General features: G+C 66.0%; 17 protein-coding genes. 10 read left to right on the top strand and 7 right to left on the bottom strand.

All coding sequences use genetic code 11. From position 1 onward, the window contains the following. Nucleotides 1–133: 133 nt before the first annotated feature. Complete coding sequence (locus tag CIMIT_RS03235; RefSeq protein WP_083319726.1) at nucleotides 134–1,447, bottom strand: citrate synthase; 1,314 nt, start codon at nucleotides 1,445–1,447, stop codon at nucleotides 134–136. A 203-nt stretch (nucleotides 1,448–1,650) separates the two neighbouring features. Between CIMIT_RS03235 and serC the strand changes: the two genes are divergently transcribed. From serC to CIMIT_RS03220, 3 genes are read left to right on the top strand one after another with little or no spacing between them, the layout of a single operon-like run. Beyond that, the gene (gene serC / locus CIMIT_RS03230) at nucleotides 1,651–2,778 is read left to right on the top strand and encodes a phosphoserine transaminase (RefSeq protein WP_038589089.1); all 1,128 of its coding nucleotides are present in this window, start codon (nucleotides 1,651–1,653) and stop codon (nucleotides 2,776–2,778) included. Between the two features lie 52 nt (nucleotides 2,779–2,830). Beyond that, nucleotides 2,831–3,832, top strand: a complete 1,002-nt coding sequence (gene sepH, locus CIMIT_RS03225; RefSeq protein ID WP_038589082.1) for a septation protein SepH — start codon at nucleotides 2,831–2,833, stop codon at nucleotides 3,830–3,832. A gap of 20 nt (nucleotides 3,833–3,852) precedes the next feature. Beyond that, complete coding sequence (locus CIMIT_RS03220; protein ID WP_038589073.1) at nucleotides 3,853–4,698, top strand: DUF6928 family protein; 846 nt, start codon at nucleotides 3,853–3,855, stop codon at nucleotides 4,696–4,698. On the opposite strand, the gene CIMIT_RS03215 is transcribed toward CIMIT_RS03220, so the two are convergent. Together CIMIT_RS03215 and CIMIT_RS03210 are read right to left on the bottom strand one after the other, a co-directional pair. Beyond that, on the bottom strand, nucleotides 4,695–5,495 hold the full coding sequence (locus tag CIMIT_RS03215; RefSeq protein ID WP_038589067.1) for a TrmH family RNA methyltransferase: 801 nt from the start codon (nucleotides 5,493–5,495) through the stop codon (nucleotides 4,695–4,697). The two genes, CIMIT_RS03220 and CIMIT_RS03215, sit on opposite strands and share 4 nt — an antisense overlap. Continuing rightward, on the bottom strand, nucleotides 5,496–6,947 hold the full coding sequence (locus CIMIT_RS03210) for an NCS2 family permease (RefSeq protein WP_038589063.1): 1,452 nt from the start codon (nucleotides 6,945–6,947) through the stop codon (nucleotides 5,496–5,498). Nucleotides 6,948–7,098: 151 nt separating this feature from the next. Between CIMIT_RS03210 and CIMIT_RS03205 the strand changes: the two genes are divergently transcribed. After that, entirely contained in the window at nucleotides 7,099–7,785 is a 687-nt protein-coding gene (locus tag CIMIT_RS03205; protein ID WP_038589058.1) for a hypothetical protein, read from the top strand. 9 nt (nucleotides 7,786–7,794) lie between these two features. Here CIMIT_RS03205 and CIMIT_RS03200 read toward each other — a convergent pair whose 3' ends face one another. Continuing rightward, nucleotides 7,795–8,484, bottom strand: coding sequence for a DUF3027 domain-containing protein (locus CIMIT_RS03200; protein ID WP_051904760.1), 690 nt, complete (start codon nucleotides 8,482–8,484; stop codon nucleotides 7,795–7,797). A 57-nt stretch (nucleotides 8,485–8,541) separates the two neighbouring features. Here CIMIT_RS03200 and CIMIT_RS03195 point away from each other — a divergent pair, with 57 nt between their 5' ends. Together CIMIT_RS03195 and CIMIT_RS03190 are read left to right on the top strand one after the other, a co-directional pair. Continuing rightward, nucleotides 8,542–9,348 (top strand): glutaminyl-peptide cyclotransferase, encoded by an 807-nt coding sequence (locus tag CIMIT_RS03195; protein WP_095066751.1) that lies wholly within the window; start codon nucleotides 8,542–8,544, stop codon nucleotides 9,346–9,348. A 24-nt stretch (nucleotides 9,349–9,372) separates the two neighbouring features. Next, nucleotides 9,373–9,879: a DUF2771 domain-containing protein gene (locus CIMIT_RS03190; protein WP_038589050.1), complete on the top strand. Its 507-nt coding sequence runs from the start codon at nucleotides 9,373–9,375 to the stop codon at nucleotides 9,877–9,879. Between the two features lie 12 nt (nucleotides 9,880–9,891). Here CIMIT_RS03190 and CIMIT_RS03185 read toward each other — a convergent pair whose 3' ends face one another. Further along, nucleotides 9,892–10,275 (bottom strand): cold-shock protein, encoded by a 384-nt coding sequence (locus CIMIT_RS03185; protein WP_038589047.1) that lies wholly within the window; start codon nucleotides 10,273–10,275, stop codon nucleotides 9,892–9,894. A gap of 300 nt (nucleotides 10,276–10,575) precedes the next feature. On the opposite strand from CIMIT_RS03185, the gene CIMIT_RS03180 reads away from it, so the two are divergent. Then, nucleotides 10,576–11,256 (top strand): resuscitation-promoting factor Rpf1 domain-containing protein, encoded by a 681-nt coding sequence (locus CIMIT_RS03180; protein ID WP_038589045.1) that lies wholly within the window; start codon nucleotides 10,576–10,578, stop codon nucleotides 11,254–11,256. Nucleotides 11,257–11,426: 170 nt separating this feature from the next. Here CIMIT_RS03180 and CIMIT_RS03175 read toward each other — a convergent pair whose 3' ends face one another. Beyond that, on the bottom strand, nucleotides 11,427–11,621 hold the full coding sequence (locus CIMIT_RS03175) for a hypothetical protein (RefSeq protein WP_038589042.1): 195 nt from the start codon (nucleotides 11,619–11,621) through the stop codon (nucleotides 11,427–11,429). Nucleotides 11,622–11,677: 56 nt separating this feature from the next. Between CIMIT_RS03175 and CIMIT_RS03170 the strand changes: the two genes are divergently transcribed. Continuing rightward, a complete protein-coding gene (locus tag CIMIT_RS03170; protein WP_038589039.1) occupies nucleotides 11,678–13,714 on the top strand; it encodes a helicase-associated domain-containing protein in 2,037 nt (678 codons plus the stop codon). On the opposite strand, the gene CIMIT_RS03165 is transcribed toward CIMIT_RS03170, so the two are convergent. Beyond that, a complete protein-coding gene (locus tag CIMIT_RS03165; RefSeq protein WP_038589036.1) occupies nucleotides 13,711–16,539 on the bottom strand; it encodes an FAD-binding and (Fe-S)-binding domain-containing protein in 2,829 nt (942 codons plus the stop codon). The genes CIMIT_RS03170 and CIMIT_RS03165 overlap by 4 nt on opposite strands. A 61-nt stretch (nucleotides 16,540–16,600) precedes the next feature. On the opposite strand from CIMIT_RS03165, the gene CIMIT_RS03160 reads away from it, so the two are divergent. Both CIMIT_RS03160 and CIMIT_RS03155 read left to right on the top strand, forming a co-directional pair. Further along, nucleotides 16,601–18,241, top strand: coding sequence for a DNA repair helicase XPB (locus tag CIMIT_RS03160; protein ID WP_038589033.1), 1,641 nt, complete (start codon nucleotides 16,601–16,603; stop codon nucleotides 18,239–18,241). Nucleotides 18,242–18,252: 11 nt separating this feature from the next. Continuing rightward, nucleotides 18,253–18,900 (top strand): DUF3239 domain-containing protein, encoded by a 648-nt coding sequence (locus CIMIT_RS03155; protein WP_038589030.1) that lies wholly within the window; start codon nucleotides 18,253–18,255, stop codon nucleotides 18,898–18,900. Nucleotides 18,901–19,137 lie beyond the last annotated feature (237 nt).

The raw sequence follows: 19,137 nt of genomic DNA, 5'->3' as shown, positions 1-19,137 counted from the left end.
TCGATACTCCTTAAGTACAAACTTTTCAGGACAAACTCGCGTGAAAATGCGAAACCGCCAAGCACGGTTTCCCAAAAGTATAAGGGAAATGCCGTCCTTGGCGGGTATCCGGCGCAGCTACCTGCGGGTTGTCCTAGCGCTGATCGCGCGGGATGAAGTCACGCTGCTGGTAGCCGGTGTAGATCTGACGCGGGCGGTTGATCTTGGTGTTCATCTCCAGCTGCTCGCGGTACTGTGCGATCCAGCCCGGGAGACGGCCAATGGCGAACAGGACCGTGAAGAAGTCGGTCGGGAAGCCCATGGCGCGGTAGATCAGGCCCGTGTAGAAGTCCACGTTCGGGTACAGCTTGCGGGAGACGAAGTAGTCGTCCTTCAGCGCGATCTCCTCGAGCTCCATAGCCAGGTCGAGCAGCTCGTCGCCGCCCAGGTGCTCGAGCACGTCGTGTGCGGTCTGCTTGACGATGGCTGCGCGCGGGTCGTAGTTCTTGTACACGCGGTGGCCGAAGCCCATGAGACGGACGCCCTTTTCCTTGTTCTTCACGCGGTTCATGAAGTCGGTGGCGTCGCCGTCGTGGTTGTTCTTGATGTCCTCGAGCATCTCGAGCACAGCCTGGTTTGCGCCGCCGTGGAGCGGGCCAGCCAGGGCGTTGATGCCGCCGGCGATGGAGACGAACATGTTCGCCTGCGCGGAACCAATCATGCGGACGGTGGAGGTGGAGCAGTTCTGCTCGTGGTCCGCGTGCAGGATGAGCAGCTTGTCCAGCGCGTCAACCAGCACCGGGTCAACCTCGTACGGCTCGGTCGGGTAACCGAACATCATGCGCAGGAAGTTCTCACGCGCGTTCAGCGCGTTGTCCGGGTACATGTACGGCTTACCCTGGGACGCGCGGTAGGCGTACGCCGCCAGCATCGGCACCTTCGCCATGAGACGCACGGTGGCCTTGTCCAGCTGCTCCTCATCCAGCGGGTTGAGCTGGTCCTGGTAGTACGCGGAGAGAATGTTCACCGAGGAAGCCAGCACGGCCATCGGGTGCGCGTTGCGCGGGAAGACGTTAAACGCCGCCTTAAAGTCCTCATCCAGGAGGGTGTGGTGACGGATCTCGGTGTTGAACTTTTCCAGCTCGTCAGTGGTCGGCAGCTCGCCACGGATGAGCAGGTAAGAAACCTCGTTGAAGGACGCGTTTTCCGCCAGGTCAGCGATGTCGTAACCGCGGTAGCGCAGAATGCCCGCATCACCGTCAATGTAGGTGATCTTCGACTCAGTCGAGCCGGTAGATACGTACCCCGGGTCGAAGGTCACCAGGCCGGTCTCGCCCAGCATCTTGCCGAGGACAACACCGTCGTTACCCTCGGAAGCCTTCATGATGTCCATTTCGTACTCGCCACCGGGGTAGTGAAGTACCGCCTTTTCGTTGTTCTCAGAAGCCACAGTGTGCCTTTCCACGATTGCTCACGTTGAATCCGGCCATCGCCGAAGAATTACCTAAGCCATCGTAGCAAAGTTTGTGACGCGCATGACAAGCCCCAGGCCGTGCCCAGAACACCACATCTGAAAGAAAGTGACCACATAACAGGCATGCGGAAGGCATAATATTATGCACTGCATATGCGAACGCAGTCTTTTTTCGAATTTTGAGGATGTAGGTTTTCATGAGCTCTTTCCCCACTCTCCCCTCCGATCTCCTGCCGGCAGACGGCCGTTTCGGCTGTGGCCCCTCCAAGGTCCGCCCGGCGCAGCTTGACGCCATTGCACGCGGCGCGAACATTATCGGCACCTCGCACCGCCAGCCGGCAGTGAAGAACCTCGTCGGCGAAGTTCGCGAGGGCCTGTCCGCGCTGTTTAACCTGCCCGAGGGCTACGAGATTGTGCTCTCGCTGGGCGGGGCGACCGCGTTTTGGGATGCGGCGACGTTCGGCGTCGTCGAGAAGCAATCGGCTCACCTCACCTTCGGCGAGTTCTCCTCGAAGTTTGCGAAAGCCTCGGAGAAGGCCCCGTGGCTCGATCAGCCGCAAAGCGTCGAGGCCGAGCCCGGCACCGCCCCCTCCCCGACCGAGCTCGACGGCACGGCGGCCGATGTCGTGGCGTGGGCGCACAACGAGACCTCGACGGGTGCGATGGTGCCGGTGAAGCGCCCGGACACCGACGCGCTCGTGCTTGTCGACGCCACCTCCGGCGCCGGTGGGCTCCCCGTGGATATGAAGGAAGCTGACATCTACTACTTCTCCCCGCAGAAGTGCTTCGCTTCCGACGGCGGCCTGTGGCTGGCCGCAATGAGCCCGGCTGCGATCGAGCGCATCGCCAAGGTGAAGGACTCCGGCCGCTTCATCCCGGCTTTCCTGGACCTGCAGACCGCGGTGGATAACTCGCGCAAGAACCAGACCTACAACACCCCGGCCGTGGCGCCCCTGCTCATGCTCGCCGACCAGGTGAAGTGGATGAACGACAACGGCGGGCTCGACGGCATGGTGGCGCGCACCTCCGCGAACGCCGAGGCCCTGTACGGTTGGGCAGACGCGCACGAGCTGGCGACTCCGTTCGTGGTAGAGCCGGCCCAGCGCTCGCTGGTGGTTGGCACCATCGACTTCGACGAGCGCGTGGACGCCGCGCAGCTGGCGAAGGCACTGCGCGAGAACGGCATCCTGGACACCGAGCCGTACCGTAAGCTGGGCCGCAACCAGCTGCGCATCGGCATGTTCCCGGCGATTGACTCCCAGGACGTCACCACGCTGACCAAGGCGATCGACTGGCTGCTTGCCCAGGGCGTGGGCCAGCAGTAAACACCTGCGGGTGCGCTAGGCTGGGGTGAACTGTGAGGCTGAAGGGAGAAGCATGCGCGTGCTGTATTTGATGGCAGACGAGTCTACGGAGAAGTTTTTCGTCCTCCGGGATTCCGAAGGCGTGAGCTTCCAGATCGCCCGCTCGGAGTTCGCCCCGCTCTTCTCCCCTGCCGCAGAGCAGGCGGAAGACGGTGAAGCAGCGGCGGAGTCCGCGCCTGCCGCTGCGGTGGAAGAGGTGGAAGGGGGCGTCGAGAAGCAGGGGCCCGAGGCCCCCGCTGAGCACGACGACACGCCTGAGTACAGCGCCCTGAGCAAGCAGCGGGGCCTGCCGGAGCCGGACCCGCTGCTGACCAACCCGCTGACCATGCCGCCGCGCGAGATCCAAGCGCGGATTCGCGCTGGCGCTACCTCGCAGGAGCTGGCGGACGAGATGGGAGTGGCCGTCAGCCGCGTCGATACCTACTCGCACCCTGTCGTGCTGGAGCGCATGCAGATCGCGGAGGCGGCGAAGCAGTCGCACCCGGTGCGCGACGAAGGCCCGGCGAAGCTGACCCTCTTTGAGATTCTGGCGACCGCGTTCGCGGCCCGCGGGCATTCGCTTTCCGACGCGGCGTGGGACGCCACCCGCGAGCCGGGCGAGCCGTGGGTCGTCCACCTGCGCTGGCGGGCCGGGCTGACGGAGAACGAGGCGCAGTGGACGCTGAAGCGCTCCATGGGCTCGCCCGCCTCTACCGAGGCCCGCAACTCCGTTGCCGCCGACCTGACCGACCCGGACTTTGTGCAGCCGGTGCGCAGCCTCACTGCGGTTGACGCGCACGGGGAGGACGACTGGGACGGCAGCGCGAGCCCCGCCCGCGAAGAAACGGCCGAAACAGACGCAGACGCAGACGGTGCCGAGGAAACCGGGGGCACCGAAGGAACCGTCACCGAGGGCGACTTCCTGCGCCACCCGGACGGCGAGCAGCCGCAGAAGCGCCGCCGCAAGGCCGTCACCCCACACTGGGAGGACGTGCTGCTCGGCGTTCGCACGAACACGAAGCGGCCCCGCAAGTAGCTGCCGGAAGGAATGCCCCTATGTCCTACCCCGCCATTGTGACCATGTGGTTTGTCAGCACGCCGGACCCCGCAGGCGTGCTCAATTCCGAGCCGAAGGCCGACCGCGGCTTCGGGCGCAAGCTGCTCGCGCAGATCAACCCGGCATGGCCGATCACACCGATCGGTGAGTTCCCGCTCAACCGCTCTTCCACGCCGGGTGCCGACGAGTTCTACATCGCCGGCTACCCCGGTGTCGCCGTAGTGCAGACTTTCGTGGAGAATATGGACAAAATCTCGGAGGTCACCGAGTATCTGCGCGAGGCCCTGCCCGCGAGCGATACCTACGTCTTCGCCCACGGCACCGACTCCGACTTCGCGGGTTTTGCCCACTACTCGGGCACCACGGTGCGCCGCGCGCTCACAGCCACGCGAGAGGTGGTGCTGGAGGACATCGGCCTGCCTGATCCCTTCGAGGCCCCCTACTGGGCTGGCGAGAAGGCCGAACAGCTCGGGGGCATCTCGCTGCCTTTCGAGCCTGCGGATCTGGCTGTCGCGGCGCAGGAGGCTTGGCTGGGGGTGCCGGTGAGCCCACAGGGCCCGGATGTGCACGTGGTCGGCTACGCCATCGACGGCCGGCCAGAGCCGAGAATCCGCACGCAGAAGCCGCGGACGAAGACCGTGAACGAGGTCGCCGCGCGCTTCGCTGATTCGGAGAAGGACTACGACGACTACGAGCTGCCAGACCCGGACGAGGGCGGCCACGAGTTCGCTGATCTTGCCGACGCCTCCATCGCCGCGACCAAGCGCGTCGGGCGGGGCGTCGCGCGACGCGTGCGCAGCCTCGCCGCCACGGTGCGGGAGAAGATCCGGCACTCGGACCGCTAGCGCTGCGCCTCGTAGAAGGCGATCGCGGCCGAGGTCGCCACGTTGAGCGAATCGGTGCCCGGCGCCATGGGGATTTTCGCCCGCACGTGCGTCGCCGCCATCGCGTGCCGGGTGAGCCCCGGCCCCTCCCCACCAACGAGGAAGGCAATCTTGTCGTGCCCCGCCACGGCCTCGTGCAGCAGCACGGCGTCGTCGGCCGGGGTGAGCGAAACCAGCCACCAGCCGGCGTCTTTCAGCTCGTTGAGGGAGCGCTGCCACGTGGTCGTGGTGCCGTCTAAGTGCGCGAACGGGGTGCGCAGCACGTGCCCCATGGACACCCGCACGCTGCGTCGGTACAGCGGGTCGGCGGTCGCCGCGCCGAAGAGCACGCCGTCAACGCCCATGCCTGCGGCGTTTCTAAAGATGGAGCCGATGTTCTCGTGGTCGCCCACGCCCTCGAGGATGACCAGGGTACTCGCGCCGTCGATCACCTCGGCGACGCTGCGCTCCGGAGCCTTGTCCGCAGACGCGAGCAGGCCGCGGTGCATGTCGTAGCCTGCAACCTCGCCCATCAGCTGGCGGGTGATCTCGTAGACCGGGACGCCGCGGCGGGTAAGTTCCTCCCCGTACTCTTCGAGGAAGGACTCCAGCCTGCCACCGAAACCGTAGACGGCGCGGACGGGGAAGCGAGACTCTACGAGCCTGCCAGCCACGAGCGGGCCTTCGGCGAAGACCAGGCCCTTCTCCTTGTCCGAGTGCTTCAGGTCGCGGATGTCGTCTAAGCGCGGGTCCTGGGGATCCTCGATACGCGTGCGCATTTAGCTCAGTGCCGCCAGGATCGGGCCCTGCGCAAAGTAGACCACGAACAGCAGGGAGATCAGCCACATGATCCAGTGGATGTGCTTCGTCTTACCGGTAAACAGCGCCATGGCGGTGAACGCGATGAAGCCGACACCGATGCCGTTAGCAATGGAGTAAGTCAGCGGCATGACCACGATGGTGAGGAAGGCGGGGAACGCGACGTCGAAACGCGACCACTCGATGTTGCCCACCTGCATCATCATGAGCGCACCCACGACGACCAGCACTGGAGCCGCGGCCTCGATGGGCACCATCTCGTAGAGCGGGGTGAAGAACATGGCGATGAGGAACAAGATGCCGGTGACCACGTTGGCCAGGCCGGTGCGCGCGCCGTCGGCAATGCCGGCCGAGGAGTCGACGAATACCGTGTTCGAGGAAGACGACGCCGCGCCGCCGACCACCGCGCCAAAGCCTTCGACGACCAGGGCGCGCTTCATGTCCGGCAGGTTGCCGTGCTCGTCGGTGACCTCGGCCTGGCGGCCGAGTGCGGTCATGGTGCCCATGGCGTCGAAGAAGTTCGCCAGCACAAGGGTAAACACCAGCAGGGAGGCGGCGATGACGCCGAGGTGGATGAAGGCGCCGACAAGGTCCACGTTGCCCACCAGCGACAGATCCGGCACACCGCCGAAGGAGTCCGGAAGCGCCGGCACGGCCAAAGACCAGCCGTGCGGGTCTTCTGCGGAAGAGCCGGCACCGGCGAAGTGCTCGACGATCAGGGAAATGATCGTGGTCACGACGATGCCGATGAACAGGCCGCCGGGGATGTTGCGAGCCACCAGGAAGCCGCAGATGAGCAGGCCAACAATGAAGACGAAGGTGGGCCACGACGCGATCGAACCACCGAAGCCGAGCTGCACCGGCACCGTGGTCATCGCCTCGTCCGGCACACGACGGACGAAACCGGCGTCCACCAGGCCGATCATGGCAATGAACATACCGATGCCCACGCTCATGGCAACCTTCATCGAGTCCGGAATTGCGTTAAACACCGCAGTGCGGAACCCGGAGATGGCGAGCAGGACGATGATGATGCCGTCGATCACCACGAGCCCCATCGCCTCCGGCCAGGTCAGCCCCTGCTGGCCGACGAGCGTGACAGCCACGAGCGTGTTCAGCCCCAGCCCGGTGGCGATGCCGAAGGGGTATTTGGCTACCACGCCGAAGAGGATGCTCATCACGCCTGCGGCCAGTGCAGTCACGGCCGCGACCTGCGGGATGCCCAGCACCACGCCCTCGCGGTCCGGGCTCGTGCCCAGAATCAGTGGGTTCAGCAAGACGATGTAGGCCATGGCGAAGAAGGTGACCACTCCGCCGCGGATCTCCCTGCCAACAGTGGAGCCCCGCTCGCTGATATGAAAGAATCGGTCGAGCCCGCCTTGTGGCGTGGCATTAGAGGTGACGGTACTCACGTCAGTTCTTCTCCCCTATCCCTTTTCCGGGTGATTGAATTGTGCGGTGGCGCAGCGCAGGGCCGCTGCCATTTTACGTGTCATAGCCTGTCACTTCACTGCCAATTTGTACAAATACGTCCGTTTACGTCGCTGCGCCGAAAGGAACCTCGTGCACGCTTTCAGCTTTGTCGTGGAAGAGGGCCGCGTCATTGACGCCGAGCGTTACGCCACCGCCGCCCGCGAGTTGGGGGTTTCCTCGGCGGAGCTCAACCGACTGCGGGTGCGCCTGAGCATGGTCGCTGGAACTCGCCGCGCAGTGATGGAAATCCACGGCGGCACCGCCTCACTCGAGCTACGTCCGCTGCCGCCCGCCCCGACAGAGATCACGGTAGCGGCACGCCCCGTCCGCGACGAGCGCACGTGCCCCGCCTACTCCGGACCGGACTTGGGGTGGCAACGTTTCGCGTTGGCGCAAACTCCGGCGCATGAGGGCCTGCTTGTCGACGCCACGGGGAGGGTCGTCTCCGCCATCATGGCCCCACTCGTGATGCTCCAGCACGGCCGCGCCTACATCTCCAGCCACGAGCGCGCCTCCGCCTCAATCGCCCTCGACGGCGTGCTGGAGATCCTCGCCGGGCAGGGCGTCGAAATCGCCAACCTGCCGGGCGGCTTCATCCGCTCGGACCTGCTTGCAAGCGAGGTCTGGGTCATCGACCCGGTCTACGGGGCCCGCCTTGTGACCACCTGGTTGGAATACGGCACCTCCCGCCCGGCGCGGCAGTGGGTGGAGCGCGGTCGCCTGCCCACGCACCGCGAGGTCAACGAGCTGCGCGAACAGCGCGCGGTGGCGGTTTAGCGTGGCGGTTTAGATCAGGTCCACTGTGGTGTCGGCGTGCGCGCCGCAGCCGTAGGACGAGGCGACCACGCGCCCGTCGGCGGAGTACTCGTTGGTGCACACGCCGAAGTTCTCGCCGATCGGCTCCCCCATGGGCACGTAGAAGGCGCAGGTGCGGCAGTGCAGGGTGGCCTTTTCTGCGAACTCGCTGTTGGGCCCGAACTCGCCTGTGCGCCAGCGCTTCTCCGCTTCCGACAGGCCCTGCTCGGTGAGGTAGTGCTTGGTCTCGCGGCCGGGGAAGACGATGGCGTGGCGGGAGAAGGAGTCCGCGGTGATGCGGTTGTCGTCCGGGGCGGGCTCGAGGATATCGCCGGGGCCGAGGTCACCCGGGCGTAGCCGCTCCGAGTAGGGCACCCAATCGGGGGCTTCAAGCGCACCGGCCGCAGGCATCAGCGCGACTTCGTTGACGGTCACCCAGGTCGAGCCGGTGGCGCAGGCGATCACGGCGTTCCACTCCCAGCCGTCGTAGCCGGGGACACTGGCCTCGAAGCGGTGGGTGGCCACGTTTTGGCTCAGTCCTCCGACGCCGATGTGCTCCCCGATTTCCTCGGGCGCGGCGATCTCCTCGAGCGCGGCGCGCGCTGTGGCGATGGCGACATCGCTCAGCAGTGGGGAACGCTTCTTGGACCGGTTGCGGGATCGTTTTCTGGATTGAGACACGCCCCCATTATGCGCGAGAGTCTCACGACGGTGCGACGGTGGTGCATCATGGGTGCCATGCATCAGTTCTCTTTCCCCGTTTCTGTCACCGGCGTGCTTACGGCGTGCGCCCTCGCGCTCGGCGGTTGTGCCAGTGTCGAGCCGGGGGCGTCGGCAGGTGGCGTCGAGAAGCTGCGCGCTGTGGTGCAGGAGCGCTACCCCTTCGATTCGGCAAGCTTTACCCAGGGCCTCGAGGTGGCCGCGGACGGCACGCTTTTGGTGGGCACCGGGCAGGAGGGGCAGTCGCGCATTTACCGACGCACGCTTGAGAACGCTGATGCCGAGCTGGCATCCGTGGACTTGGATCCGGAGTTCTTCGGCGAGGGTATTACTCAGGTCGGAGATAGTGTTTGGCAGCTGACCTGGCAGGACGGTGTCGCGCTGCGGCGGGACGCGAATACGCTGGAAGAGACTGACCGCGCCACCTACGACGGCGAGGGCTGGGGACTGTGCGCGCGCCAGGACGAGCTGATCTTCTCCGACGGCTCGGCGGAGCTGCGCCGCCTCGACCCGGAAACTTTCGCGGAGCGAGAAAGATTTACCGTCACCGCAAACGGCGCGCCCGTGGCCGGGCTCAACGAGCTGGAATGCGTCGGCGACGCGGTCTACGCCAACGTCTTTACCACCACCGATATCGTGCGCATCGACGCCACCACGGGCGAGGTCACCGCGCTTATCGACGCCTCCGCGCTCCCCAACAACGCCGAGGATGACCCCAACAACGTCCTCAACGGCATCGCGCACCTGTCGGACACCGAGGAGTTCCTCTTCACCGGCAAACGCTGGCCGGATATGTACCGCGTGACCTTCGAACCCGCCGAGTAACGGCGCTGGTTTAGACTGACCACTATGGCTAAACCGGGTGCGAGTTCATGGGGCAAGCAGATCGCCGTCATTGCGGTGGGGGTGATCGTGCTGGTTGCGGGCATTTACGCCTTCTTGGAGTGGCAGCGCACCAGCCCCTCTACTCCGGTGCGCGATATCCGCGTTGAGGTGTCCGCGGGCGAGGCCGCAGAGGAACTTGCGCCGTACACGGTCTGCCCACTCGATGAACAGTGCGACGGGGGCGAGCCGCCCACGATAGACGCGGGTGAGGCGAAGGAATTGACCATTTCGGTGCCGGAGGAGATCTCCAGCTCCGGGTGGCGCCTGCTCGCCATTTACGACGACCCGGCCGCCAACGACGAGAGGGTCTTCCAATCCCACGAAGCCAACGAGCACACCATCGACGCCGTGACCGACACTGGCGCGCGCTTGGTCGTCGCTGAGGTCTCCGCCCTGGAGATAGATAAAGGCGAAGACGGGGAAGAGATCCCTGTCCTCGCCACGTGGTCGGTCGCGCTTAACGACGCTTAACGGCGCTGCCCGTTAAGCGTCGAGCTCGCGGGCGACGGCGCGCAGAATTTCTGCGACCTGGCGCGCCTCTTTGCGCTCCGGGTAGCGGCCCTGCGTGAGCGCCGGCTGCACCTGCGTCTCAATCATCGTCATGACGTCGGCGAGCATGCTGCCCAGCTGCTCCGGCTTGTGCCGGTGTACCGGGCGGCGCTTCGGACTGTCGAGTACCTTGACGCGCAGCGCCTGCGGGCCCTTGCGGCCGGCCGCGAAGTCGAATTCGACGCGCTGGCCCGGGACGAGCTCCTCTACGCCGTCGGGGAGGACGGACTTGCCGATGAAGACGTCCTCTTCACCCGGGTTGGATGCGAAGCCGAAGCCCTTCTCGGCGTCGAACCACTTCACCTTTCCAATAGGCATATTGCATCTTCCTTTACTTTTCTCGTGCCCACCTCGGGGGCATTACCTTCACAATAACGAAAGAGGTGATGGTACCTTCCCTCCTCCCCTCCACCACAGCCACACCTAACGTGATGCAGATCACGTTATCTTTTTGTAACGCGCTGACCAGCGTCGTTAAGCGGTCGCTCCCCCACAGTCCACCCCGGACGGTCACAAACCGTGCCCATAACGTGACTCAATCGTTATAAACCGCTAGGCTGACCCGCAACGTAAACCGACAGCACTGCAAAGGCAGTACCGAGAGAGGATTTTTCGATCATGGGACGCCACTCCAAGCAGACCACTTCCCCGGCCAAGAAGGCCCTTGCGGGCACCGCAGCAGCGGCTGCCCTCACCGGCGTCGGCGCGCTGGCCCCGCACGCATCTGCCGCCCCGGACTCCGACTGGGACCGTCTCGCAGGCTGCGAGGCCGGCGGCGACTGGCACATCAACACCGGCAACGGCTACTACGGCGGCCTGCAGTTCAACTACGGCACCTGGCAGGCATACGGCGGCGGCGAATTCGCCCCGACCGCCGACCAGGCTACCCGCGAGCAGCAGATCATCGTTGCAGAGCGCACCCTCGCACAGCAGGGCTGGGGCGCATGGCCGGCTTGCTCCGCAAGCCTCGGCCTGAACTCCGCACCGACCAACCGCGACGCGCAGGCTGCGCAGGCAGCCCCGGCTCCGGCCCCCGCACCGGCACCGGCAGCTGCTGAGGCGGCCGCCCCGGCAGCACAGCAGGACACCACGCTTGCCGTGGACCAGCTGTACAAGCAGATCGTGGCGAACCTGAACAACGCTGGCATCGGCGTGCCGGCACAGGTGCACACCACCTACGCCGCGAACCGCCACGACTACAACGCCTTCTACAAGGCGAACCAGCCGCTGATCGACGCTGTCCTCAACGGCAACGTCAACGGCATCATCGCCCAGGTCCAGGCACAGGCACTGCGCTAAACCAAAGGCTGTATTTAAGCGCCGCGGCGCACGCACCTCGCGTGGCCGCGGCGCTTTTCGCTGCGCGCATGAAAAAGTGCCTCCCCTTTACCCGGGGAGGCACTTTTTAAGGAATGCGAAACCCGCCTGCCAGCGCGCAATCACGCCGCAGGCGGTACGAGCAGCCCTTTTTAGCGGTTGATGCGCGTGGTCGTGTGCACGTAGCCGGTTTCCTCAGCCGGCATCGGCAGGACCAGGTCGTCGCCGAAGGGGCTGGAAGCGCCCGCCAGCTTCGAAGAAAGCTCCGTCACAGGGTGACCATTACCGTGGGTGTGCTCGGGCCACGCCGGGTTTGCGCGGCCGATCTTCTGTACATCTTTAGCCATGCCACTTATTCTTGCATGTCCGCGTACAAAACGCACGTAAACTACAAATTTGCACCATGACTGACTTCGCCAACGCACTTGCACAGCTCACCCCCGACTCCCTGCGCCGCCTCATCGCCGCGCGCCCGGACGCGTTCTTCCCGCCTCCGCCGTCGCTGGCGTCGCTCGCCACCAGGCTGACGCAGTCCGCCTCCACCGCACGGGCGCTGCGCACGCTGAACGCCGCAGAGCTCGCCGCGCTGCAATCGCTTGTCGACGCCGGCGCGGAACTCACCCCCGCCACCCCCGCAGAAGACATCACCGCCCTCACCGACGCCGCGCTCATCTACCCCGCGGGCAACGAGGGTGACGTACGCGTCGCCCCCGGCGCGGTCGCCCCGCTGCCTCCAGCCTGGCGCGTCGCCGACCGCATCCCTGCCGATTTAGACGCAAAGCTCGCCGCCCTCGACGAGCGCCAGCGCAAAGTCCTCGAATCCCTGGCCGCGGGCGGCGGCATCGGCGTCTCCAAGGCCGCGGCACCGGACGCGGATCCTACAACCCCGGCCGCGCGCCTTCTAGCTTCAGGCCTTATCGATCGCTACAACGAGCACTCTGTGCGCCTACCCGAGCCCGTGCTTCTGGCCCTCCGTGGCCGCACCCCGCGCGAGCACCCGCTCACCCCGCCCCCGACGCAGGAAGTGGACCAGGCGAAGGTCGACGCCGACGCCACCGCCGCTGGGCTCGAAGCGGTGCGCCAGATGCGCCAACTACTTACTTTCCTCATGCGCTCCCCCGTCGCCTTAAACAAGGACGGCTCCGTGGGCGTGCGCGCGCTCGCAGCGTTGGAGAAAGCCCTCGGCTTCGACACCCGTCTGCTCATCACGGTAGGCCACGCGGCAGGACTTCTCGGCTGCGGCCCGGTCGACGAGCAGGACTGCCTCGCCGCCACCAAGGACGCGCTCTCCTGGTGCGACGCCACGATCGCCGACCAGTGGGCGATCCTGCTCGCGGGCTGGCTCGCCTCCCCCTGGCGACTCGACACCGCCAAACTGCTGCATTCCGAATCCCGCGAACCCGACCTACGCCGCGCTAAAGAGATGGTGGTCCGCCACAGCGGCGACCCGCAGCAGCTCCTCTTCTACGCCCCACTCGACGCCGCGGGCCTGCGCCCAGAGCGCGTCACCGCCCTCTGCGGTGAGGCCCGCACGTTCGGTGCGCTCGCGCCCACCCCGTCCACGCCCCTACGCGCCCTGCTTGAGCGCGAAGACGTCGCCGCCGCGACCCGCGAGCTCGTCCCCGCCGAGATCGACGCCGTCATCGCCCAGGCCGACCTGACCATCCTCGCGCCCGGCCCCCTCCCTCCCGCGATGGCAGCGGTCCTCGAGTCCTTCGCCGAGCTCGAATCCCCCGGCCTGGCCAGCGTGTGGCGCGTCAGCGACGCCTCGGTGCGCCGCGCCTTCGACGCCGGCCGCACCGCCGAGGAGCTCAAGACCTGGCTCGAGGCGCACACTCTGGGCGAGGTGCCCCAATCTTTGAGCTTTTTGCTTGACGACGTCGCGCGCACCCACGGTGCCATCCGCGCCGGCCACGCGATGAGCTACCTCCGCAGCGCCGACCCGGCACTCATCGCCACCGCTGCCCAGCACACCCCACTGCGGGTACTCGCCCCAACCGTGGCCGTCTCCGATCTGCCCCTGCCCAAACTGTTAAGAGCACTGCGCGAGGCAGGCCTGCAGCCAGCCGCCGAAGACGCAGACGGCGCCACGCTCGACATCGCCCCCGAACCTGCACTCGTCCGCCCGACACCTGCAGCACTGCCCAAAACGCAGCGCGTGGGCGAAGAGCTGACCGAGCAATTAGTCGCCCGGCTCCTCGCACACGAAAATGGCGCGCCGCACGCCGCTGCGGCCCAGTCCCCCACCGAGACCCTCCAGGCCGCGGCTAGGGCCCGCAGGCACGTCCGCGTCACCTACTTCGACAGCGCAGGCGAGAAACAAACGCTCACCGCGCTGCCGCTCTCGGTCCGCGCGGGCCGAGCCGATCTCCTCAACGAGTCAACGGATGCGGTCGTGCGCCTGCCCATCCCCCGCGTTGCCGAGGTTGAGCTGGCTTAGCGGCTCACCTGCTCCAACAGCTCAAGCACGTGCTGGTAGGGTTCGCCGGTCGCGCTGGTCAGTCCCAGCTCGCAGGTGCGGTTGGACGACGCGTGGTACTTCGCACCCAGCCGCTTGGCCTCCGCAGCTTCTCGCTTTGTTGCCGACGCCGTGAGCTCCGGGTGCAGCATGCCGCGGTCGCCCGCATACCCGCAGCAGTTCCAGTCCTTCGGTACGTTGACCTGCTCCACCGCGGCCTCGGCCACCTTGACCAGCTGCGGGAAGATCCCCAGGTGGGTCGAGGAGCACGTGGGGTGCAGCGTCACCGACTCCAGCTTGCGGTCCACCGCCAGCTTGTCCAGGACGTGTGCTTCCACGAACGCGATCGCGTCGATGACCGTGATGCCGACTTTCTCCGCCATCTCCGCAAAACCCTGGGTACACGATGAGGCGTCGACGATGACGGGGAGGCGGCCGCCGTCCGTAGCCTCCATGAGCAGCGCTTGGGCGCGTTGCTCCATTACCTCGTGGCCCTGTGTCATGCCTTTCGACGTCCACGGGGTGCCACAGCACAGCGAGTCAATCCCCTCAGGTACGAGCAGCGCCAGCCCGGCGCGCTCTACCAGGCGCGCGAACGCCTCGGAGGCACCGACTCCGTCTGCCTGCGGGCCGAACATGGAGTTCACGCACGCCGGGACGAACACGCCGACCGGGGCGGCGAACTTGCTGCCCACGCGCTCGCCGAAAACCTTCGAGCGCGTGCGCCCACCCTTCGAAAGCTCGGGGCGGTACTGCGGTACGGTGTCCTCGCCCACCAGCGCACGCGCGACGTCGGTGACTTTCTGCACCAAACCGGTGGGCAGGTAGTGCGCGCCGGTGAGCGCGACAGACGCCACCTTGTTCGCGGGTGCCCACGCCTTCGCGGCTGCAGCCCAGCCCGCGTTTTCCACCTTGGTTGCCTCTTCGCGGCGCAGCGACTTTACAAACTTGCCGGTGTCAATCCCGACCGGGCATGCGGTCACGCACATCGAGTCCGCCGCACACGTGTCAATGCCTTGGTACTCGTAGGCTTTATCCAGTTCGCGGACGGTGTCCATGTCGCCGTCGAGAAGCGCCTGAGCGCGGGCGCGGCGCACCACGATGCGCTGGCGCGGCGTCATGGTGAGATCGCGCGAGGGGCACACCGGCTCGCAGTAGCCGCACTCGACACAGCTGTCGATTGCTTCTTCCACCGTGGCGGAAAGCTTCATGTTGTGCAGGTGCTCCTCTGGATCATCGGTGATGATCACGCCCGGGTTCATCGTGTTGTGCGGGTCGCACGCGCGCTTGAGCTGCACCATCACGTCGTACAGCTCGTCGCCGTACTGGCGGCGCACGAACGGAGCCATGACGCGGCCCGTGCCGTGCTCCGCCTTCAGGTTGCCGTCGGCGCCGAGGATGAGATCCACCAGCGCGTCGTTGAAGCCGTTGTAGCGGGTGAGGTTCTCCTCGCCCTCGAAGCGGTCGGTGATGAGGAAGTGGATGTTGCCGTCCTTGGCGTGACCGAAAATCACCGCGTCGTCATACCCGTACTGCGCGAACATGTCCTGCAGACCGGAGCAAGTATCGGCCAGGTCGCCGACGGGCACCACCACGTCCTCCAGCAGCGCGGTCGTGCCGGAAGGGCGGGCCTCCGCCACCTGGGCGTAGAGCCCCTTGCGGAAGGCCCAGGCCTTTGCCGCCGCGGAGGCGTCGGTGGAGAACTGGGCCGGGTTCTGCAGGTCCAGACTCCGCAGGATCTCTGCTCCCGCCTGCTCGCGAGCAAAGAGCTCCTCCTCGTCATCCGCGTGGTATTCAATCAGCAGCGCAGCCTGGCCATCCACCTCAAAGCCGGTAATCTCCTCCGGCACGGAAGCGAAGCTGCGGCCGACCTCGATCGAGTGCGAGTCCATCAGCTCCAGCGTCGCCGCCTTGGAAGCAAACAGGTCTGGCAGGCTGCGGGTCGCCGCGTCGATGCTCTTGAACACCGCGACCGAGGTGGTCTTCACCTTCGGCACCGGCACGGTGCGCAGCACTGCCTCGGCGATGAACGCCAGCGTGCCCTCCGAGCCGATGAGCAGGTGCTCGAAGACCTTTACCGGCTCATCAAAGTCCAAGAACGCGTTGACGCCGTAGCCCATGGTGTTTTTCAGCGCGAAGTGGCGCTCGATCTTCGCCACCGACTCCGGGTTTTCCCGCACGCGCTTCTGCAGCTGGATCAGGGTCTCAAACAGCTCCGGCTCCTGCGACTTGAACTGCTGGTTCGCGTCCGCGTCCGCCGTGTTGATCACGGTGCCGCTCGGCAGCACGAAGGTCATCGACTCCAGCGTGCGGTAGGTGTTCAGCTCCGTGCCGCAGGCCATGCCGGCCGAATTGTTCGCGATCACGCCGCCCATCGTCGCCGCGCTTTCCGACGCCGGATCCGGCCCCAGCTTCTTCCCGTAAAGTGCCAGCCGCGCGTTGACGGAGCGCACCGTCGCCCCGGGCTGCACCCGGACCCGATTGCCGCGGTCGAGGACTTCGACGTCGCGGAAGTGCTTGCGCACGTCGACAAGCAAACCGCTGCCCCCGCCCTGACCAGACAGGGAGGTCCCGCCCGAGCGCAGCACCACCGGCGTGCCGGAGGCGCGGCCGGCGCGGAAAACGGCGGCGACGTCATGTGCGTCGCGCGCCTCAATCACCGCATCCGGCGTGTAGAGGAAGTGCGAGGCGTCGTGGGCGTACTTGATGCGGTCCACCAGCGAGGTGTGAACGGTCGAATCGGTACCAAGTTCGCGGTGGAGGGTGTCGGTAACGCGCGCATCGGGCGCGGAGATCGTGGCAGTCATAGGTACCACTTTAGGGCTAGACTACTTCCAGCACACGAGTTCTGGGAAAGAAAGGAGCCCCATGCCCCTCGGCGACGGCCCCCTCATCGTCCAATCGGACAACACCGTCCTTTTAGAGGTTGCACACCCGGACGCGCCGAAGGCCCGCGCCGCGCTTGCCCCCTTCGCGGAGCTCGAGCGCGCGCCCGAGCACATCCACACCTACCGCATCACCCCGCTCGCGCTGTGGAACGCGCGCGCCGCCGGCTTCGACGCCGAGCAGGCCGTCGACACGCTCGAGCGCTACTCCCGCTTCCCCGTCCCGCAGCCGCTGCTCATCAGCGTCGCAGAAACCATGGCCCGCTACGGCCGCCTCAAGCTCGTGCAACACCCCGCCCATGGCCTCATCCTGGAAGCGGATGAGCCCGCACTGCTCACCGAGGTCACCCGCAGTAAAAAGATTCGCCCGCTCATCGGCTCGCTTATCGACGCCACCTCCGTCCCCGTCCACCCGTCTGCCCGCGGTCAGATCAAACAGGAACTGACCAAACTCGGGTGGCCCGTCGAGGACCTCGCCGGTTACGTCGACGGCGAGCACCACCCGATCCAGCTCGACCAGGACGGCTGGCAACTCCGCGACTATCAGCAGTACGCCACCGAATCCTTCTGGGAGGGCGGCTCCGGTGTGGTCGTGCTGCCCTGCGGCGCGGGCAAGACGATCGTAGGCGCGGCCTCTATGGCGCAGGCGCAGACCACCACGCTGATCCTGGTGACCAACACGGTGGCGGGCCGCCAGTGGCGCGACGAACTTTTGCGCCGCACCACCCTCACCCCAAACGAGATCGGCGAGTACTCCGGCGAGAAGAAGGAAATCCGCCCTGTCACCATCGCGACCTACCAAGTCGTCACCCGCAAGACAAAGGGCGAGTACCGAGCCCTCGAACTCTTCGACTCCCGCGACTGGGGCCTGATCATCTACGACGAGGTCCACCTCCTGCCCGCCCCTGTCTTCCGCATGGCCGCAGACCTGCAGTCGCGCCGCCGCCTTGGCTTGACCGCAACGCTTGTGCGCGAGGACGGCCGCGAGGACGACGTGTTCTCGCTCATCGGACCCAAGCGCTACGACGCCCCGTGGAAGGAACTCGAGATGGCCGGCTACATCGCAACCGCTGAGTGCGTCGAAGTCCGCACCACCCTCAGCGAGGATGAGCGCCTCACCTACGCCACCGCCGAGACCCGCGAGCGCTACCGGCTCGCCGCCTGCTCGCGCGGCAAGCTCCGTGCCGTCGAAACCCTTCTCGCACAGCACGCAGGTCAGCAGACGCTGATCATTGGCGCCTACGTGGATCAGCTCGAGGAGATTGCTGAGCGCACGGGCGCACCACTGATCCACGGGAAGACGAGCACAAAGAAACGGGAGGAGGCCTTCCAGGCCTTCCGCGAGGGCCAAATCTCCACGCTCGTGGTGTCAAAGGTAGCCAACTTCTCCATCGACCTGCCCGAGGCAGCGGTAGCCATCCAGGTCTCCGGCACCTTCGGATCCCGCCAAGAAGAAGCGCAGCGATTGGGCCGCCTGCTCCGTCCGAAACAGGACGGCGCCGAGGCGATCTTCTACACCATCGTTGCGCGCGACACGCTCGACGCCGAATACGCTGTCCACCGCCAGCGCTTCCTCGCCGAACAGGGGTACGCCTACCGGCTCGTCGACGCCGCCGACCTATAGACTTGTCTGCCATGAACACGTTTCATTTCGAGGTTGATGAAGACTACGCCAAGCAGCACAACGAGCTACTCCAAGACACAAAGAGCATGGTGATCTCCGGCATCGCCATCTTCGTCCTGTGCGTATTGGGCGGCATTGCCTCGTGGATCTTCATCAGCCCCACCTCGCCCTGGCGGCTCCTCGCCTCGGTGGGCCTCATCCTCTTCGGTGTGATGATGCTCATCGTGGCACTCCTCTTGCCCAAGTCGGTGGGCAAGACCCAGGCGCTTTACGACGCCCACCCCCTCGCCCCCGCAATCATCACCGATAACGCCGGCACCACCCTCACCCTGACCGCCCTGGTTGATATGAACGCATCCGAGCAGGGCCCGGCCCGTTGGGCGATTACCTCCCGCGTGGTCAAGCGCATCCCGAACACCCATGACACGGTCGGCACCAAGGTCCCCGTCGTCGCCGTGGGCGGCCAGCGAACCTCCCGCGACAAGAACACGTGGCAAGTCATCACACCCATGCCGATCGCCTGGGCCACCCCGGACACCCAGGTTATCTCCCGCGCCCGCGCCGAGATCCCCCAAGACCAATGGCAGCGACTGGAGAAGGCACGCAAGGATGCGGAGCTGGTTGCTTCCGCGAAGAACTCGTTGGTCGCCTTGTCATAGCAGTTGTCTTTCGCGCCCGGACCCCTTCTCCGTATTGGGACCGGGCTTTTTGTGTCTAGACTTCCGTGACCAGGCCCGGAACGTTGTGGGCATAGCGGTGTACGCGCGCCACAAAGCGGTTCGTCATCGGCTTCAGTGGTGTAACCGCTGGTGTGATATCGCCTGGTGCTCGGTGTGTGTTGCGGGCGTGTGGCGGTGTCGGCACGGCACGCGGGGTACGGGTTTGGCGGTGGTGTG

It is taken from the genome of Corynebacterium imitans (assembly GCF_000739455.1).
GTDB lineage: Bacteria > Actinomycetota > Actinomycetes > Mycobacteriales > Mycobacteriaceae > Corynebacterium > Corynebacterium imitans.
Note: the sequence above shows the minus strand (reverse complement) of the source record. Positions and strands in the feature narration are given on the sequence as shown.